This window comes from Mesorhizobium sp. M7A.F.Ca.MR.245.00.0.0 (genome assembly GCF_003997415.1).
Taxonomy (GTDB): Bacteria; Pseudomonadota; Alphaproteobacteria; order Rhizobiales; family Rhizobiaceae; genus Mesorhizobium.
Genome location: NZ_RZTE01000004.1, coordinates 292,181 through 304,618 on the forward strand (window position 1 = coordinate 292,181; position 12,438 = coordinate 304,618).

At 62.5% G+C, this 12,438-nt stretch carries 16 protein-coding genes; 10 read left to right on the plus strand and 6 right to left on the minus strand.

What is annotated here, in order from left to right:
• Positions 1 to 721 (minus strand): folate-binding protein YgfZ (locus tag EOB80_RS07855; protein WP_245466281.1); only part of this gene is annotated, 721 nt, incomplete at its 3' end.
• 75 nt (positions 722 to 796) lie between these two features.
• Here EOB80_RS07855 and EOB80_RS07860 point away from each other — a divergent pair.
• Positions 797 to 2,128, plus strand: coding sequence for a dihydroorotase (locus tag EOB80_RS07860; RefSeq protein WP_164762548.1), 1,332 nt, complete (start codon positions 797 to 799; stop codon positions 2,126 to 2,128).
• Positions 2,129 to 2,163: 35 nt separating this feature from the next.
• Here the strand turns inward: EOB80_RS07860 and EOB80_RS07865 are convergent, their stop codons facing one another.
• The 4 genes from EOB80_RS07865 to EOB80_RS07880 form a co-directional block, all read right to left on the minus strand.
• Complete coding sequence (locus EOB80_RS07865; protein WP_164762549.1) at positions 2,164 to 2,952, minus strand: hypothetical protein; 789 nt, start codon at positions 2,950 to 2,952, stop codon at positions 2,164 to 2,166.
• 70 nt (positions 2,953 to 3,022) lie between these two features.
• Entirely contained in the window at positions 3,023 to 3,280 is a 258-nt protein-coding gene (locus tag EOB80_RS07870; protein ID WP_008874920.1) for a hypothetical protein, read from the minus strand.
• 355 nt (positions 3,281 to 3,635) lie between these two features.
• Positions 3,636 to 4,013: a TIGR02301 family protein gene (locus EOB80_RS07875; protein ID WP_127327243.1), complete on the minus strand. Its 378-nt coding sequence runs from the start codon at positions 4,011 to 4,013 to the stop codon at positions 3,636 to 3,638.
• An 83-nt stretch (positions 4,014 to 4,096) separates the two neighbouring features.
• Entirely contained in the window at positions 4,097 to 4,531 is a 435-nt protein-coding gene (locus EOB80_RS07880; protein WP_127327244.1) for an NUDIX hydrolase, read from the minus strand.
• Between the two features lie 129 nt (positions 4,532 to 4,660).
• Between EOB80_RS07880 and EOB80_RS07885 the strand changes: the two genes are divergently transcribed.
• Positions 4,661 to 5,422: an SOS response-associated peptidase gene (locus EOB80_RS07885; RefSeq protein ID WP_127327245.1), complete on the plus strand. Its 762-nt coding sequence runs from the start codon at positions 4,661 to 4,663 to the stop codon at positions 5,420 to 5,422.
• 71 nt (positions 5,423 to 5,493) lie between these two features.
• Here the strand turns inward: EOB80_RS07885 and EOB80_RS07890 are convergent, their stop codons facing one another.
• Positions 5,494 to 5,649, minus strand: a complete 156-nt coding sequence (locus tag EOB80_RS07890) for a hypothetical protein (RefSeq protein WP_081738801.1) — start codon at positions 5,647 to 5,649, stop codon at positions 5,494 to 5,496.
• A gap of 391 nt (positions 5,650 to 6,040) precedes the next feature.
• On the opposite strand from EOB80_RS07890, the gene cysS reads away from it, so the two are divergent.
• The 8 genes from cysS to EOB80_RS35105 form a co-directional block, all read left to right on the plus strand.
• On the plus strand, positions 6,041 to 7,477 hold the full coding sequence (gene cysS, locus EOB80_RS07895; RefSeq protein WP_127327246.1) for a cysteine--tRNA ligase: 1,437 nt from the start codon (positions 6,041 to 6,043) through the stop codon (positions 7,475 to 7,477).
• Positions 7,478 to 7,591: 114 nt separating this feature from the next.
• On the plus strand, positions 7,592 to 7,999 hold the full coding sequence (locus tag EOB80_RS07900) for an endonuclease domain-containing protein (protein WP_127327247.1): 408 nt from the start codon (positions 7,592 to 7,594) through the stop codon (positions 7,997 to 7,999).
• Complete coding sequence (locus tag EOB80_RS07905; RefSeq protein WP_127327248.1) at positions 7,996 to 8,382, plus strand: VOC family protein; 387 nt, start codon at positions 7,996 to 7,998, stop codon at positions 8,380 to 8,382. The genes EOB80_RS07900 and EOB80_RS07905 overlap by 4 nt, the downstream gene beginning before the upstream one ends.
• A 6-nt stretch (positions 8,383 to 8,388) precedes the next feature.
• Positions 8,389 to 8,880: a GFA family protein gene (locus EOB80_RS07910; RefSeq protein WP_127268543.1), complete on the plus strand. Its 492-nt coding sequence runs from the start codon at positions 8,389 to 8,391 to the stop codon at positions 8,878 to 8,880.
• On the plus strand, positions 8,877 to 9,353 hold the full coding sequence (locus EOB80_RS07915; RefSeq protein ID WP_127327249.1) for a GFA family protein: 477 nt from the start codon (positions 8,877 to 8,879) through the stop codon (positions 9,351 to 9,353). The genes EOB80_RS07910 and EOB80_RS07915 overlap by 4 nt, the downstream gene beginning before the upstream one ends.
• Positions 9,350 to 10,306, plus strand: a complete 957-nt coding sequence (gene pip, locus EOB80_RS07920) for a prolyl aminopeptidase (RefSeq protein WP_127321042.1) — start codon at positions 9,350 to 9,352, stop codon at positions 10,304 to 10,306. The genes EOB80_RS07915 and pip overlap by 4 nt, the downstream gene beginning before the upstream one ends.
• The gene (cimA, locus tag EOB80_RS07925) at positions 10,303 to 11,925 is read left to right on the plus strand and encodes a citramalate synthase (RefSeq protein WP_185929006.1); all 1,623 of its coding nucleotides are present in this window, start codon (positions 10,303 to 10,305) and stop codon (positions 11,923 to 11,925) included. Before pip ends, cimA begins: the two co-directional genes overlap by 4 nt.
• Positions 11,926 to 12,008: 83 nt before the next feature.
• The coding region (locus EOB80_RS35105) for an EamA family transporter (protein WP_245466282.1) at positions 12,009 to 12,438 on the plus strand (430 nt) is incomplete at its 3' end.

The following is a 12,438-nucleotide window of genomic DNA, read 5'->3' on the forward strand; positions in this document are numbered from 1 at the left end:
TCGCCAGACCGTTCGTGCCGGCGGTCGAGCCGAGCGTGCCAACCGGCCTGCCTTCGACGGTCAGTTCGGAGCCGGGCGCGGGCAGGGGCCGGTCGGCTGACACGATCAGAACGCGTCGCCTGGCGGTGCCGCGATGCTGCATGCGCGAGACGACCTCCTGGCCGACATAGCAGCCCTTCTTGAAGCCGACGCCACCGGTTTCGTCCAGCAGCACGTCGTGGGGAAAGGCGTCTCCGAGTTGGTAGTCGCTGCCGCTTTCGGCAATGCCGCCGGCAATGCGGAAGGCTTGCCACGCGGCAAGATCGCTGCGCTCATCTGTTTCGCCATAGGAACGCGTGACGGCACCCTTCGGAAAGCGCGTGTCGGCGGCCGCCGTTGAATCGGATTGCGAGGGTGTTGATTCATGTCCCCATGCGACGGTGACAAATGCCTGATCGGATTTGGCAATCTCGACCTTGGCGCGCAGTTTGTAGAGCGTCAGCCGGCGTATGAAATCGCCTGAGATGTCGGCACGGCATTCGAGCCGGAATGCATTCTCGCCGGTGCGGGAGATCAGGAAATCGAACAGGATCTTGCCTTGCGGCGTCAGCAGCGCACCGGGCCTGGCTTCGCCGGGAGCCAGGATGTCTAGATCGGTGGTCAGGATGTTCTGCAAAAAATGCTCGGCATCCGGACCTGAGACGGAAATGAGGGCGCGGTCTTTGAGCTGGGCAAAGGGCATGGGCGGAAAAGCAACCTGATCTTGCAAAACGGTCGGCCTTTACGTAAGCCGCTGGCACTCCCCCCGCAAGAGAGCATGGCCATGATCTACGACCTCATCCTGACAGGCGGCACCGTGGTCAACCACGACGGCGAAGGGGCTCGCGACATCGGCGTGAAGGGCGGGCGCATCGCCGCCATCGGCGATCTCCGCCAGGCCTCGGCGGGCGAGACGATCGATTGCCGCGGCCTGCATATCCTGCCGGGCGTCATCGACAGCCAGGTGCACTTTCGTGAGCCGGGATTGGAGCACAAGGAAGATTTGGAAACGGGTTCGCGCGCGGCCGTGCTTGGCGGCGTCACCGCCGTGTTCGAGATGCCCAACACCAATCCTTTGACCACCAGCGAGGCAGCGCTTGCCGACAAGGTTCGGCGCGGCACGGATCGCATGCATTGCGATTTTGCCTTCTGGGTCGGCGGCACCCGCGAAAACGCTGGGGATGTCGGCGAGCTTGAGCGGTTGCCGGGCGCGGTCGGGATCAAGGTTTTCATGGGCTCGTCCACCGGCGACCTGCTGGTCGAGGACGACGAAGGTGTCGCCTCGATCCTGAGAAACACGCGCCGCCGTGCCGCCTTTCATTCGGAAGACGAATTCCGGCTGCGCGAGCGTCTTGGCGAGCGCATCGAGGGCGATCCGGCATCGCACCCGGTCTGGCGGGATGAAATCGCCGCCTTGCGCTGCACCGAACGGCTTGTGCGCATCGCTCGGCAAGCGCGCGCCCGCATCCATGTCCTGCACATCTCGACGGCCGAGGAGATTGTGTTCCTCGAACAGCACAAGGATGTCGCGACCTGCGAGGCGACGCCGCATCATTTGACGCTGAGCGCCGACGACTATCTCAGGCTTGGCACGCTGATCCAGATGAACCCACCGGTGCGCGCCGCGCGCCACCGCGACGGCGTCTGGCATGGCATTGCGCAAGGCATTGTCGATGTGCTCGGCTCCGACCACGCGCCGCACACGCTGGCCGAGAAGGCAAAACCCTATCCGGCCTCACCGTCGGGGATGACCGGCGTGCAGACGCTGGTGCCGATCATGCTCGACCACGTCAATGCCGGCCGGCTGACCTTGCAGCGCTTTGTCGACCTGTCCAGTCATGGCCCGCAGCGGATCTTCGGCATGGCCAGGAAAGGCCGCATCGCCGCCGGCTATGACGCCGACTTCACCATCGTCGACATGATGCGGCGCGAGATGATCACCAATGCGCAGGCCGGCTCGAAAGCCGGCTGGACGCCTTATGATGGCAGGGAAGTGACGGGTTGGCCGGTCGGCACCGTCATTCGAGGCCGACGTGTCATGTGGGAGGGCGAAATCGTCACGCCAGGCCAGGGCAAAGCGGTGGAGTTTTCCGAGGCATTGCCCGTCTAGGCTCCCGGATCTCTGCAAGGGCAGAGGCAGAAAGCTCAATCCCCGGCGACGAAGAACGACCACTGTCCGGCAGGCGTGATGCCGACACGGTAGAAAATATAAGCGCCGAACTGCTTCATGTCGTTGAAGTCGCCGGCGGTGACGATCTTGAAGAGCTCGACCCGCTGCTTGGCGTCCAGCTTGTCCAACGGCAGGGCGAAGAAATACGGCCACACATAGAGTTCTTGTGGCGTGCCGGCATCGAGGTGGACGTAGCCGGCATTAAGCACCTCCTCCAGGATGGCCAGAATCTCCTGGCCGTCTGGGTCGCCGGAGAGGCCCTTGAGGAAGGCGATAGCGTCGCCGTCTATGTCGGTCAGCGATATCTGTGTCATGCTCTCGCCCGTGCCGATCAACGGCCGCAGCTTTTCGATATCGCCGCCCTTGCAGGCTTCGACGATCAGATCGTGCATGCGCCGCACCGGTTCCGGCAGCTTGCCGAGATCGTAGACGACCTCAGGCACCGGCGTTTCCGGATCGACACGCGGTCTGGTCACGCCGCCATCCGCCGGACTGTCCGGCTCGGCTTCGGCAGGAGCAGTCGGCTGGCTGGCCGGCGGCGGTGTTCCGACCGGATTGGGCATCGGCACGGCGCTTCCGGAGGGCGACATGTCGTCGTCGGCCGGCGGCGTGACTGTCGGGGGGAGCTCTTCGCGCTTGATTTCGCTCAGTGCATACACGGGGCTGCTCGCGAGACACACAAGCAGGGGAATCGCGGCACAGCAAGCGGCGAAGGAGATGCGAAGGACCAAGCCACACGGCTTGCCTGACATCGAAAAACTCACTGCCCGTTTCTCCCTGCTTCCGGGCATGACGCCCGAGCGGCATGTTGCCGTCAAAGAACCGGACGTCGGTTCAGTGCCGCAGCCGTTCAGGTTCGAAGGCGCCAGCAATCACCTTTTCACGCATACGGTCGAGCAGGGCAAGAGCCGAGGTCTCGCCATTGGCACGCAACATCTCGCCGAAGGCTGTTTCGAGCGCTGCTTCGGCAATGATCTCGGGCTCTATCCCGGCGGAGAGACCTTCCGCCCAGGCCTCGCTGTGGCTTTCCACGGCGGTCAGGCGTTTTTCTTCCCTGACCAGCGCGTCGATGTCGTTGACACCATGTTCCATAAGCGAATGTCCACCCTTTCAAGCTGCGATCCGTCGATGTGGATCAGGCCTGATCTGTTCATTTCACACGCAGGGACAATTAAGTATTTGTAAATACGACATTTTTTTGATCGTCTTTTACAAAGCCCAATTGCCTTGTGCGAAGCTGCGTTCAGCTCGAGTCAAACTTAGCCGATTGGGGCGGCCTGCGGGGCGAAAACCTTCAGTTTGAGTTAATTCCGCTTTCGCGCTGTAAGGTTTCGTTAATACTGTTGCAGAAGTGCAACATCAGGATTGCACCAAGATATCGACTGGCACAAGCCGATATATCGGCTGTGCCCAGCAATGATCCGGATAGTTGTTGATGAGCGAGTGCCTAGTTGCCGTAGCGCGAGGCAATATCGCGAGACAGCGTCTCGCCTTCCTTCATGTAGCGGCTGATGGCTTCGGTCGCCGAGGGCGTACACCGCGTATAGGTGCCGCCGAAGGAGCGGTAGCCGCGATTGAAGCTGGCAATGAAGCGGGCGCGCCGCTCGGCGTCCGGATTTTCCGAATCGAGCAGTTTTGTCATTTCGACACGCCACTGGTCGCCTTTCTCGCCGCACAGATTGCGCAGGAAATGCAGCGAGCCCAGAACCTCCGCCAGCCGCATCAACCCAGGCTCGAACGGCGATTCGGCGCTGAGCGCGGGCCGTATCGAAACGGTCGCGACGACCGCAAGACACGCGGCGAGGAGCATGGACGGACGGTTCATAAGCCTTCTCTACCCAACGGCGTGGCTCTGCCAAACAGGATAAGTCTTTGTGGCGAAACAATTTGTCGCCTGCAAGGCTGTTTTCAGGGCTTCGGCCCGTCGTCTCCGCGGGGGTCCAACAACTCCTCGGCCACGGCGAACACCGAGCCGGCGAGCGGCAATGCCGCCATCTCGCTGAGTGTATAGAAGGCCGCCGTCTCTGCGTCGTCGCTGGCTACCGCCTCGCCGCCGGCATAGGCCGCGCCGAAGACCGTGAGGAGGTAATCGACCGGGTGGCTGTCATCCCTGCCGTCAATGTGGATTTCCCGTAGCGGGCGATAATTTGTGGCGCGCAAACCGGTTTCTTCCTGAAGTTCGCGCTCTGCCGCTGCCTCCAGCGTCTCGCCGGGTTCGACCTTGCCGCCCGGAAAGGCATAGAGCCCTTGCGAGGGTTGCCGGGCTCGCTTGACCAGAAGCACGGTGTCTGCACGCACGACGGCGACCGAGACTGCCGGAAGTGTCTTGCGCGCTTCGTTCATGGGTTCCCGATCAGGCGTGTAGGCAGGTCTGTTGTGGACCGCCCAGCATGGGCAAGCTTTAGCGGTTGCGCAATGCCGGTTGCACCGGCACCTTCAGGAACCGAACCTTTCAAAGGGCGCCAATCGACCATGTGCGGACGTTTTGCCTTGACCGCGACGCCGGACCAGACTGCCGCCTTGCTAGGCTTGGCGGAACTGGAGGATTTCCCGGCGCGCTACAACATCGCACCAACCCAGCCGATCCTGATGGCGGTCGCCGGCCCCCCGCGGGCGCCGGGCTCCAATTTGCCCGACCGGCAGCCAATGCTGGTGCGCTGGGGGCTGATCCCGACCTGGGTCAAGGATACCAAGGAGTTTCCGCTGCTGTTCAACGCGCGCTCCGAGGGTGCCGCCGAAAAGGCGTCGTTCAAGGCCGCCATGCGCCATCGCCGCGCCTTGGTGCCGGCCACCGGCTTTTATGAATGGCGGCAAACCGGCGGCAAGAAAGGCCAGCCTTACTGGATACGCCCAAGGCATGGCGGGCTGGTCGCCTTCGCCGGCCTGGTCGAGACCTATGCCGAGCCGGGCGGTTCGGAAATGGACACCGGTGCCATCCTGACTATCAACGCCAATGCCGATATCGCGCATATCCACGACCGCATGCCTGTGGTGATCGACCCCAGGGATTTCGCCCGTTGGCTGGATTGCCGCACGCTCGAACCGCGTGATGTCGCCGATCTGTTGCGGCCGGCTCAACTCGATTTCTTCGAGGCCATTCCCGTCTCCGGCCTGGTCAACAAGGTCGCCAACACCGGACCGGAGATTCAGGAGCGGGGCGAGATCGGGCCGGAGCCCGAAAAGGTCAAGCGCCAGAAGCCCGGCGCGGACGACAATCAGATGACGTTGTTCTAGCTGAACTGTTCTCCAGCGACGTATGTCTGCGCCATTTGCCAGGCGCCCTTGGCGCCGGGCCGCACACCACTTCAGGCGGCGCGGGGCGACACGATCTTCTGTACCGGCTTTTTCTTCTTCGCGGTGTGAAGGAGGGCGGCGACGATCGCGGCCGGGCCGATCGCGCGGTAGTGGTTGGCCAGTGCCGGCTGCTTGGCTCGGTTGGCTTCCTGCTTGGTTCGGGGCATGTCTCTCTTCCCAGGTAACATTTTCGTGTCTGCGTTTGATGGCCGATTCTGACCAAATCGTGACGCCTGCTGATCTAGCCGGCGAATGTTTCATGACTGTGCCGACATGTTTAATAAAATGTTTCGGTGCATCATTACCTGTGATCCAGCGACGTTTTTGCCGAAACTTGCGACTTGACGGCAACACATGCCAAGGCGATAAAGCCGCCCATGAAAACGTCTTTCGCCATTTGTGGCATTTGCATTATTGGCTAGCCTCGCGCTGGTCCGGACGTTTTCGCCTCATCTTTCCCCAGATTGGACAAACGCCCCGGCCAGCAGGCTGGAGCCTGATTTGCGTTTCGCGCAGGGCTGGCTTCGTCAAATTGAGTTCTGAACCGGGAAGGCACGAATGTCCGACGCATCGCAGGGCCTGCGCCTCTACAACACGCTGACGCGGACGAAAGAGGATTTCGTCCCGATCGATCCAGACAATGTGCGCATGTATGTCTGCGGCCCGACCGTCTACGACTTTGCCCATATCGGCAATGCCAGGCCGGTGATCGTCTTTGACGTGCTTTTCCGCTTGCTGCGTCACGTCTATGGGCAGGCGCACGTCACCTATGTGCGCAACATCACCGACGTCGACGACAAGATCAACGCGCGCGCTCTGCGCGACTTCGGCGGCGAGATCGCTTCCGGAACACTTTCGCTCAATGAGGCGATCAGGCGGGTCACCGAAAAGACCGCCGATCAGTTCCATCGGGACGTGGCGGTTCTCGGCTGCCTGGAGCCGACGGTCGAGCCGCGCGCCACCGAATTCGTCGAGCCCCGCGCCGACGGCAAAGTCGACATGATCACCTTGATTCAAAGCCTGATCGAACGCGGCCATGCCTATGTTGCCGCGGGCGAAGTCCTGTTCGATACGGCGTCGATGCCGGACTACGGCCAACTGTCGAAGCGCAATCTCGACGAGCAGCAGGCTGGAGCTCGCGTCGCCGTCGACGCGCACAAGAAAAATCCCGGCGATTTTGTCCTGTGGAAGTTGTCGTCGCCGGAGGAGCCTGGCTGGAACTCGCCATGGGGCAGGGGTCGGCCGGGCTGGCACATCGAATGCTCGGCAATGTCGGCCGCCTATCTCGGCGAGGTGTTCGACATCCATGGCGGCGGCCTGGACCTGATCTTCCCGCACCATGAGAACGAGATCGCCCAGTCGCGCTGCGCCCATGGCACGGACGTGATGGCCAACATCTGGATGCACAACGGCTTCCTGCAGGTCGAAGGTCAGAAAATGTCGAAAAGCGTCGGCAATTTCTATTCGATCAACGAACTGCTCGAGACCGAGACGTTTGGCGGCCGCAAATGGCCGGGCGAGGTGCTGCGGCTGGCAATGCTGATGACGCACTATCGCGAACCAATCGACTTTTCCGTGCGCAAGCTGGAAGAGGCCGAGAACACGCTGCGCAAATGGAAGCGGGCCGCCGACCTTGCGCCGGCCGCCGCAGGACTGCTGCCCGTGCAGGTCATCGATGCCTTGTCGGACGATCTCGCAACCTATGCCGCCTTCCAGGTCTTGACGCAATTGGCTGGCGAAGCAGCGGACGGCAACGATGCGGCGGCTGCGCTGAAGGCGTCGCTGCTGTTCCTCGGCTTCGATGTCGCGTCGGCGACGGTTGATGAAGACCACGTCGCCAAGGCAATCGCCAAGCGTCTCGCATTCATCGCCGCCAAGAACTGGGCCGAGGCCGACCGCATCCGCGACGAACTGCTGGCGCAAGGTGTACAGTTGAAAGACGGCAAGGATCCGGTCACTGGCGAGCGCATCACCACCTGGGAGGTCAAGCGGTGAGGGTGGCGCTGGGTATTAAGTTGGCGAAAGCGCTGGTGACAGCCAATCTCCCCCCTTGCGGGGGAGATCAGCCTCCGCCGCCGATTTCGCTAATCATCGGCCAAAGGGTGTTTGATGGGACACGATCTCGTTCCGCAACGACACCGCCGGAATGCAAAATCCATGCGTCACGTCATGACCGATGCGGAGTTGAAGCTCTGGAATGAGTTGCGCGCTCACCGATTGATGGGGATGAGCTTTCGGCGGCAGGTGCCGATCGGTCCCTACATTGTAGACTTTGCTTGCTCGGCCTACCACCTCATCGTCGAGGTAGACGGCAGCCAGCATGCGGATACCGAAAATCTGCAACGGGATGAAGCTCGAAGCGCCTATCTGAAGGCGAGCGGCTGGACCATCCTGCGCTTCTGGAACGACGACGTCATTCGCGATATCGACAATGTCTGCCAGCACATCGTGATCGTGGCCGGTTTGGCTGATGCGGCGATGCCGGCGAGCGGACCAGCAAGGGAGGTATTTCCATGATCGACCATCTCGGCATTGACGTTGCCGATTTCGACGCTTCGAAGGCTTTCTATGACAAGGCGATGGCGCCGCTTGGGGCCGCGCTGCTCTATATGGTGCCGCTGGAATACACCGGCGGTGAAAAGGTCGGTGGCTACGGTCGCGATCGGCCGGTGTTTTGGCTGCAGGAAGGCAAGGATGGTCAGAAGGCCCATCAGCACGTTGCCTTCACCGCGCGCAGCCGCGCCGAGGTCGAAGCCTTCTATGCCGCAGCCCTTGCCGCCGGCGGCAAGGACAATGGCGGGCCAGGCCTGCGCCCGCACTATCATCCGGACTACTACGCCGCCTTCGTCCTCGATCCCGACGGCAACAATGTCGAAGCCGTCTGCCATGCCCCGGAGTGAACAGCGATGAGCCTCGACAACCGGCCGGTCTATACCGGCGGCTGCCAGTGCGGCGCGGTGCGCTTTCGCGTTGAAGGCGCGCTCGGCGACGCTTCGGTCTGCCATTGCCGCATGTGCCAGAAGGCGTTCGGCTCGTTCTATGCGCCGCTGGTTTCGGTGCGTGGCGCCCGGCTCGACTGGACGCGCGGCGAGCCGAAATACTTCCGCTCCTCCAACCATGTCGATCGCGGTTTTTGCGCCGATTGCGGCACGCCGCTGACCTTCACCGCGCCGGACGGCGTTGGCCTCGCCATCGGCGCGTTCGACAATCCGGCGGAGATCGTGCCGCTGATCCAATGGGGCACCGAGGCAAAGCTGCCTTATGTCGATACGATCCCGCAATTGCCGGGCGAGGAGACGATGGCCGACGTGTCGTCGGCCTCTTATCTGGCGGATCTCGTCTCCTATCAGCATCCGGACCACGACACCGAACAATGGCCGCCAAAGGAAAGATCATGACCGATCAGGTAAGAACCGGCGGCTGCCAGTGTGGCGCCGTGCGTTTCCGCATTCATGGAGCGCTCGGCCGTCCATCGGTCTGCCATTGCCGCATGTGCCAGAAGCAGTTCGGCTCGTTCTTCGGTGCACTGGTCACGGTGCCCAGGGACGGCGTCGAATGGACCCATGAAGAGCCGAGCTATTTCCAGTCGTCGGTCAACATCGATCGTGGTTTCTGCGCCCGCTGCGGGACGCCGCTGACCTACCGGCAGCCCAGTGGACTTGAGATCGCTATCGGTGCCTTCGACGACCGCTCCGATCTTGCCCCGCAGATCCAGGTCAACTACGCCGCGCGGCTGCCCTGGGTGGAGACGATCTTCGATCAGCCCGCCCACCAGGATCCCGACTACTACAACAGGCAGGAATCCATCATCTCCTTCCAGCACCCAGACCATGAAACAGCGGACTGGCCGACCAAAGGTTTGCAGCTATGAGCAGTCAATTGCGTACGCTTTATCCCGAGATCGAGGCGTTCGATTCCGGCATGCTGGATGTCGGCGACGGCCATCAGGTCTACTGGGAGCGTTCGGGCACGAGGGGTGCCAAGCCGGCGGTGTTCCTGCATGGCGGGCCGGGCGGCACCATTTCCCCAAAACACCGGCGGCTGTTCGACCCGAAGCTCTACGATGTCATCCTGTTCGACCAGCGCGGCTGCGGAAAATCGACGCCCAACGCCTCGCTCGAAGCCAATACGACCTGGCACCTGGTCGCCGACATCGAACGCCTGCGCGAAATGGCCGGCTTCGACAAATGGCTGGTGTTCGGCGGCTCCTGGGGGTCGACGCTGGCGCTCGCCTATGCCGAGACGCATCCCGATCGCGTCAGCGAGTTGGTGGTGCGCGGCATCTACACGCTGACGCGTGCGGAACTCGAATGGTACTATCAATTCGGCGTCTCGGAAATGTTCCCGGACAAATGGGAGCGCTTCCTGGCGCCGATCCCGGAGGCCGAGCGCGGCGACATGATGGCTGCCTACCGCAAGCGGCTGGTCGGCACGGATCGCAAGGCGCAGATCGAGGCGGCCCGCGCCTGGAGCCTGTGGGAAGGCGAAACGATCACGCTTTTGCCCGAGCCGGAGACCAGCGGACCATTTGGGCAGGACGACTATGCCATCGCCTTTGCCCGCATCGAGAACCACTATTTCGTCCATGCCGGCTGGCTGGAGGAAGGGCAGTTGCTGCGCGACGCGCACAAGCTGGCTGACATTCCCGGCACCATCGTCCATGGCCGCTACGACATGCCGTGCCCGGCGCATTATGCCTGGGCGCTGCACAAGGCCTGGCCAAAGGCGGATTTCCACCTGATCGAGGGCGCCGGTCATGCTTATTCGGAGCCGGGGATTTTGGATCGGCTGATCCGCGCGACGGACAAGTTTGCAGGCAAATGACCATGACCCGCGAGCGCCTCTATCTCTTCGACACCACATTGCGCGATGGCCAGCAGACCCCTGGCATCGACTTTTCCGTCGAGGACAAGATCGCCATCGCGAAACTGCTCGATGCTTTTGGCCTCGACTATGTCGAAGGTGGCTATCCCGGCGCCAATCCGACCGACACCGCCTTCTTCCAGGAGAAACGTACGTCGCGCGCCAAATTCGTCGCCTTCGGCATGACCAAACGGGCTGGGGTGTCGGCTTCCAACGATCCCGGCCTTGCGTCACTCGTGCAATCCAAGTCGGATGCCATCTGCTTCGTCGCCAAGAGTTGGGACTACCATGTCCGTGTCGCGCTCGGCTGCACCAATGAGGAGAACCTCGACGCCATCAAGGCCTCCGTCGAGGCGGCGATCGCCGCCGGCAAGGAGGCGTTGGTCGACTGCGAGCATTTTTTCGACGGCTTCAAGGTCAATCCCGATTATGCGCTGGCCTGCGCCAGGACCGCCTATGATGCCGGCGCGCGCTGGGTGGTGCTGTGCGACACCAATGGCGGCACGCAGCCATCGGAAGTCCGCGCCATCGTCGAGAAGGTTATTTTATCAGGTATTTCAGGCGATCATCTCGGCATCCATGCCCATGACGACACCGGCCAGGCGGTCGCCAATTCGCTTGCCGCGGTCGAGGCCGGCGTGCGCCAGATCCAGGGCACGCTCAATGGCATCGGCGAGCGCTGCGGCAACGCCAATTTGATCTCGATCGTGCCGACGCTGGCGTTGAAACCGGCCTTCGCCGATCGTTTCGACACCGGTATTTCGGCTGAGGCGCTGACCGGCATTTCGCGCCTGTCCCGCGCCTTCGACGAACTCCTGAACCGAGCGCCAGAGGCACAGGCGCCCTATGTCGGGGCCTCTGCTTTCGCCACCAAGGCAGGCATCCATGCCTCCGCGCTGGCCAAGGAGCCGGCGACCTATGAGCATGTACCCCCGGAAACGGTCGGTAACCGCCGCCGCGTCATGGTTTCGGACCAGGGCGGGAAGGCCAATTTCCTCGCCGAGTTGAGGCGGCGCGGCATCGAGGTGCCGAAGGACGATCACCGGCTCGACGCGCTGATATCAGTGGTCAAGGAGCGCGAGGCCGAGGGCTACGCCTATGAGGGCGCCGATGCCAGCTTCGAGCTCCTGGCACGCAAGATGCTGCACGGCCTGCCGGAGTTCTTCAACGTCACCTCGTTCCGCTGTATGGTCGAGCGCCGCTTCGACGCCAACGGCCAGCTGAAGACGGTCTCCGAAGCGATCGTCAAGGTGGTGGTCGACGGCGAGGAGAAGATGTCGGTGGCCGAGGGGCATGGCCCGGTCAACGCACTCGACATTGCGCTGCGCAAAGACCTCGGCAAATTCCAGGGCGAGATCGCCGACATGGAGTTGGCCGACTTCAAGGTGCGTATCCTCAATGGCGGCACCGAGGCGATCACCCGCGTTCTGATCGAATCGCATGACGGCACCGGCGCGCGCTGGTGGACGGTCGGCGTTTCCGAAAACATCATCGACGCCTCGTTCCAGGCGCTGATGGATTCCATCGTCTACAAGCTGATGAAGAACCGCGAGATGGCCGGACTGGTGGCCGCCGAATAGGGTTGAACCATCAGCGAAAGTCCATTGATCCATCAGAACTTTGCGATGGTCTTGCCAAGGTGACTGGGCCATAGCGTTGGCCCATGGCCACTGAAGCAATTACCCTGGACGCGGATTCCAAGGCCCGGCGCGGCTTTCTGCTGGCGCTCGGCGCCTATCTGCTGTGGGGATTGCTGCCCTTCTACATGAAGGCGGTCGCTCATCTGCCGCTCGCCGAAGTCATTGCCCATCGCATCGTCTGGTCGGTGCCGATCGCCGCCGCCGTTCTGGTCTGGGCCGGCCGCATGGCGGATTTCAAGGCGGCACTGCGCTCGCCGCGCACCATCGCCATGGCCGCGCTGACGGCGGCGCTGATCTCGGTCAACTGGGGCATCTATGTCTGGGCGATCGCTGTCGACCGCACCGTCGAAACCGCGCTCGGCTACTACATCAATCCACTGGTCAACGTCGTCGTCGGCGCGCTGCTGCTTGGCGAGCGGCTCGACCGGCTGCAGATCGCGGCAGTGGTGCTGG

Excerpts from the sequence above, each read along its gene's own strand:
- EOB80_RS07860 (WP_164762548.1), top strand. The coding sequence starts at position 797 with ATGGCCATGATCTACGACCTCATCCTGACAGGCGGCACCGTGGTCAAC.
- EOB80_RS07870 (WP_008874920.1), bottom strand. The coding sequence starts at position 3,280 with ATGGAACATGGTGTCAACGACATCGACGCGCTGGTCAGGGAAGAAAAA.
- EOB80_RS07875 (WP_127327243.1), bottom strand. The coding sequence starts at position 4,013 with ATGAACCGTCCGTCCATGCTCCTCGCCGCGTGTCTTGCGGTCGTCGCG.
- EOB80_RS07880 (WP_127327244.1), bottom strand. The coding sequence starts at position 4,531 with ATGAACGAAGCGCGCAAGACACTTCCGGCAGTCTCGGTCGCCGTCGTG.
- EOB80_RS07885 (WP_127327245.1), top strand. The coding sequence starts at position 4,661 with ATGTGCGGACGTTTTGCCTTGACCGCGACGCCGGACCAGACTGCCGCC.
- EOB80_RS07890 (WP_081738801.1), bottom strand. The coding sequence starts at position 5,649 with ATGCCCCGAACCAAGCAGGAAGCCAACCGAGCCAAGCAGCCGGCACTG.
- cysS (WP_127327246.1), top strand. The coding sequence starts at position 6,041 with ATGTCCGACGCATCGCAGGGCCTGCGCCTCTACAACACGCTGACGCGG.
- EOB80_RS07900 (WP_127327247.1), top strand. The coding sequence starts at position 7,592 with ATGGGACACGATCTCGTTCCGCAACGACACCGCCGGAATGCAAAATCC.
- EOB80_RS07905 (WP_127327248.1), top strand. The coding sequence starts at position 7,996 with ATGATCGACCATCTCGGCATTGACGTTGCCGATTTCGACGCTTCGAAG.
- EOB80_RS07910 (WP_127268543.1), top strand. The coding sequence starts at position 8,389 with ATGAGCCTCGACAACCGGCCGGTCTATACCGGCGGCTGCCAGTGCGGC.
- EOB80_RS07915 (WP_127327249.1), top strand. The coding sequence starts at position 8,877 with ATGACCGATCAGGTAAGAACCGGCGGCTGCCAGTGTGGCGCCGTGCGT.
- pip (WP_127321042.1), top strand. The coding sequence starts at position 9,350 with ATGAGCAGTCAATTGCGTACGCTTTATCCCGAGATCGAGGCGTTCGAT.
- cimA (WP_185929006.1), top strand. The coding sequence starts at position 10,303 with ATGACCATGACCCGCGAGCGCCTCTATCTCTTCGACACCACATTGCGC.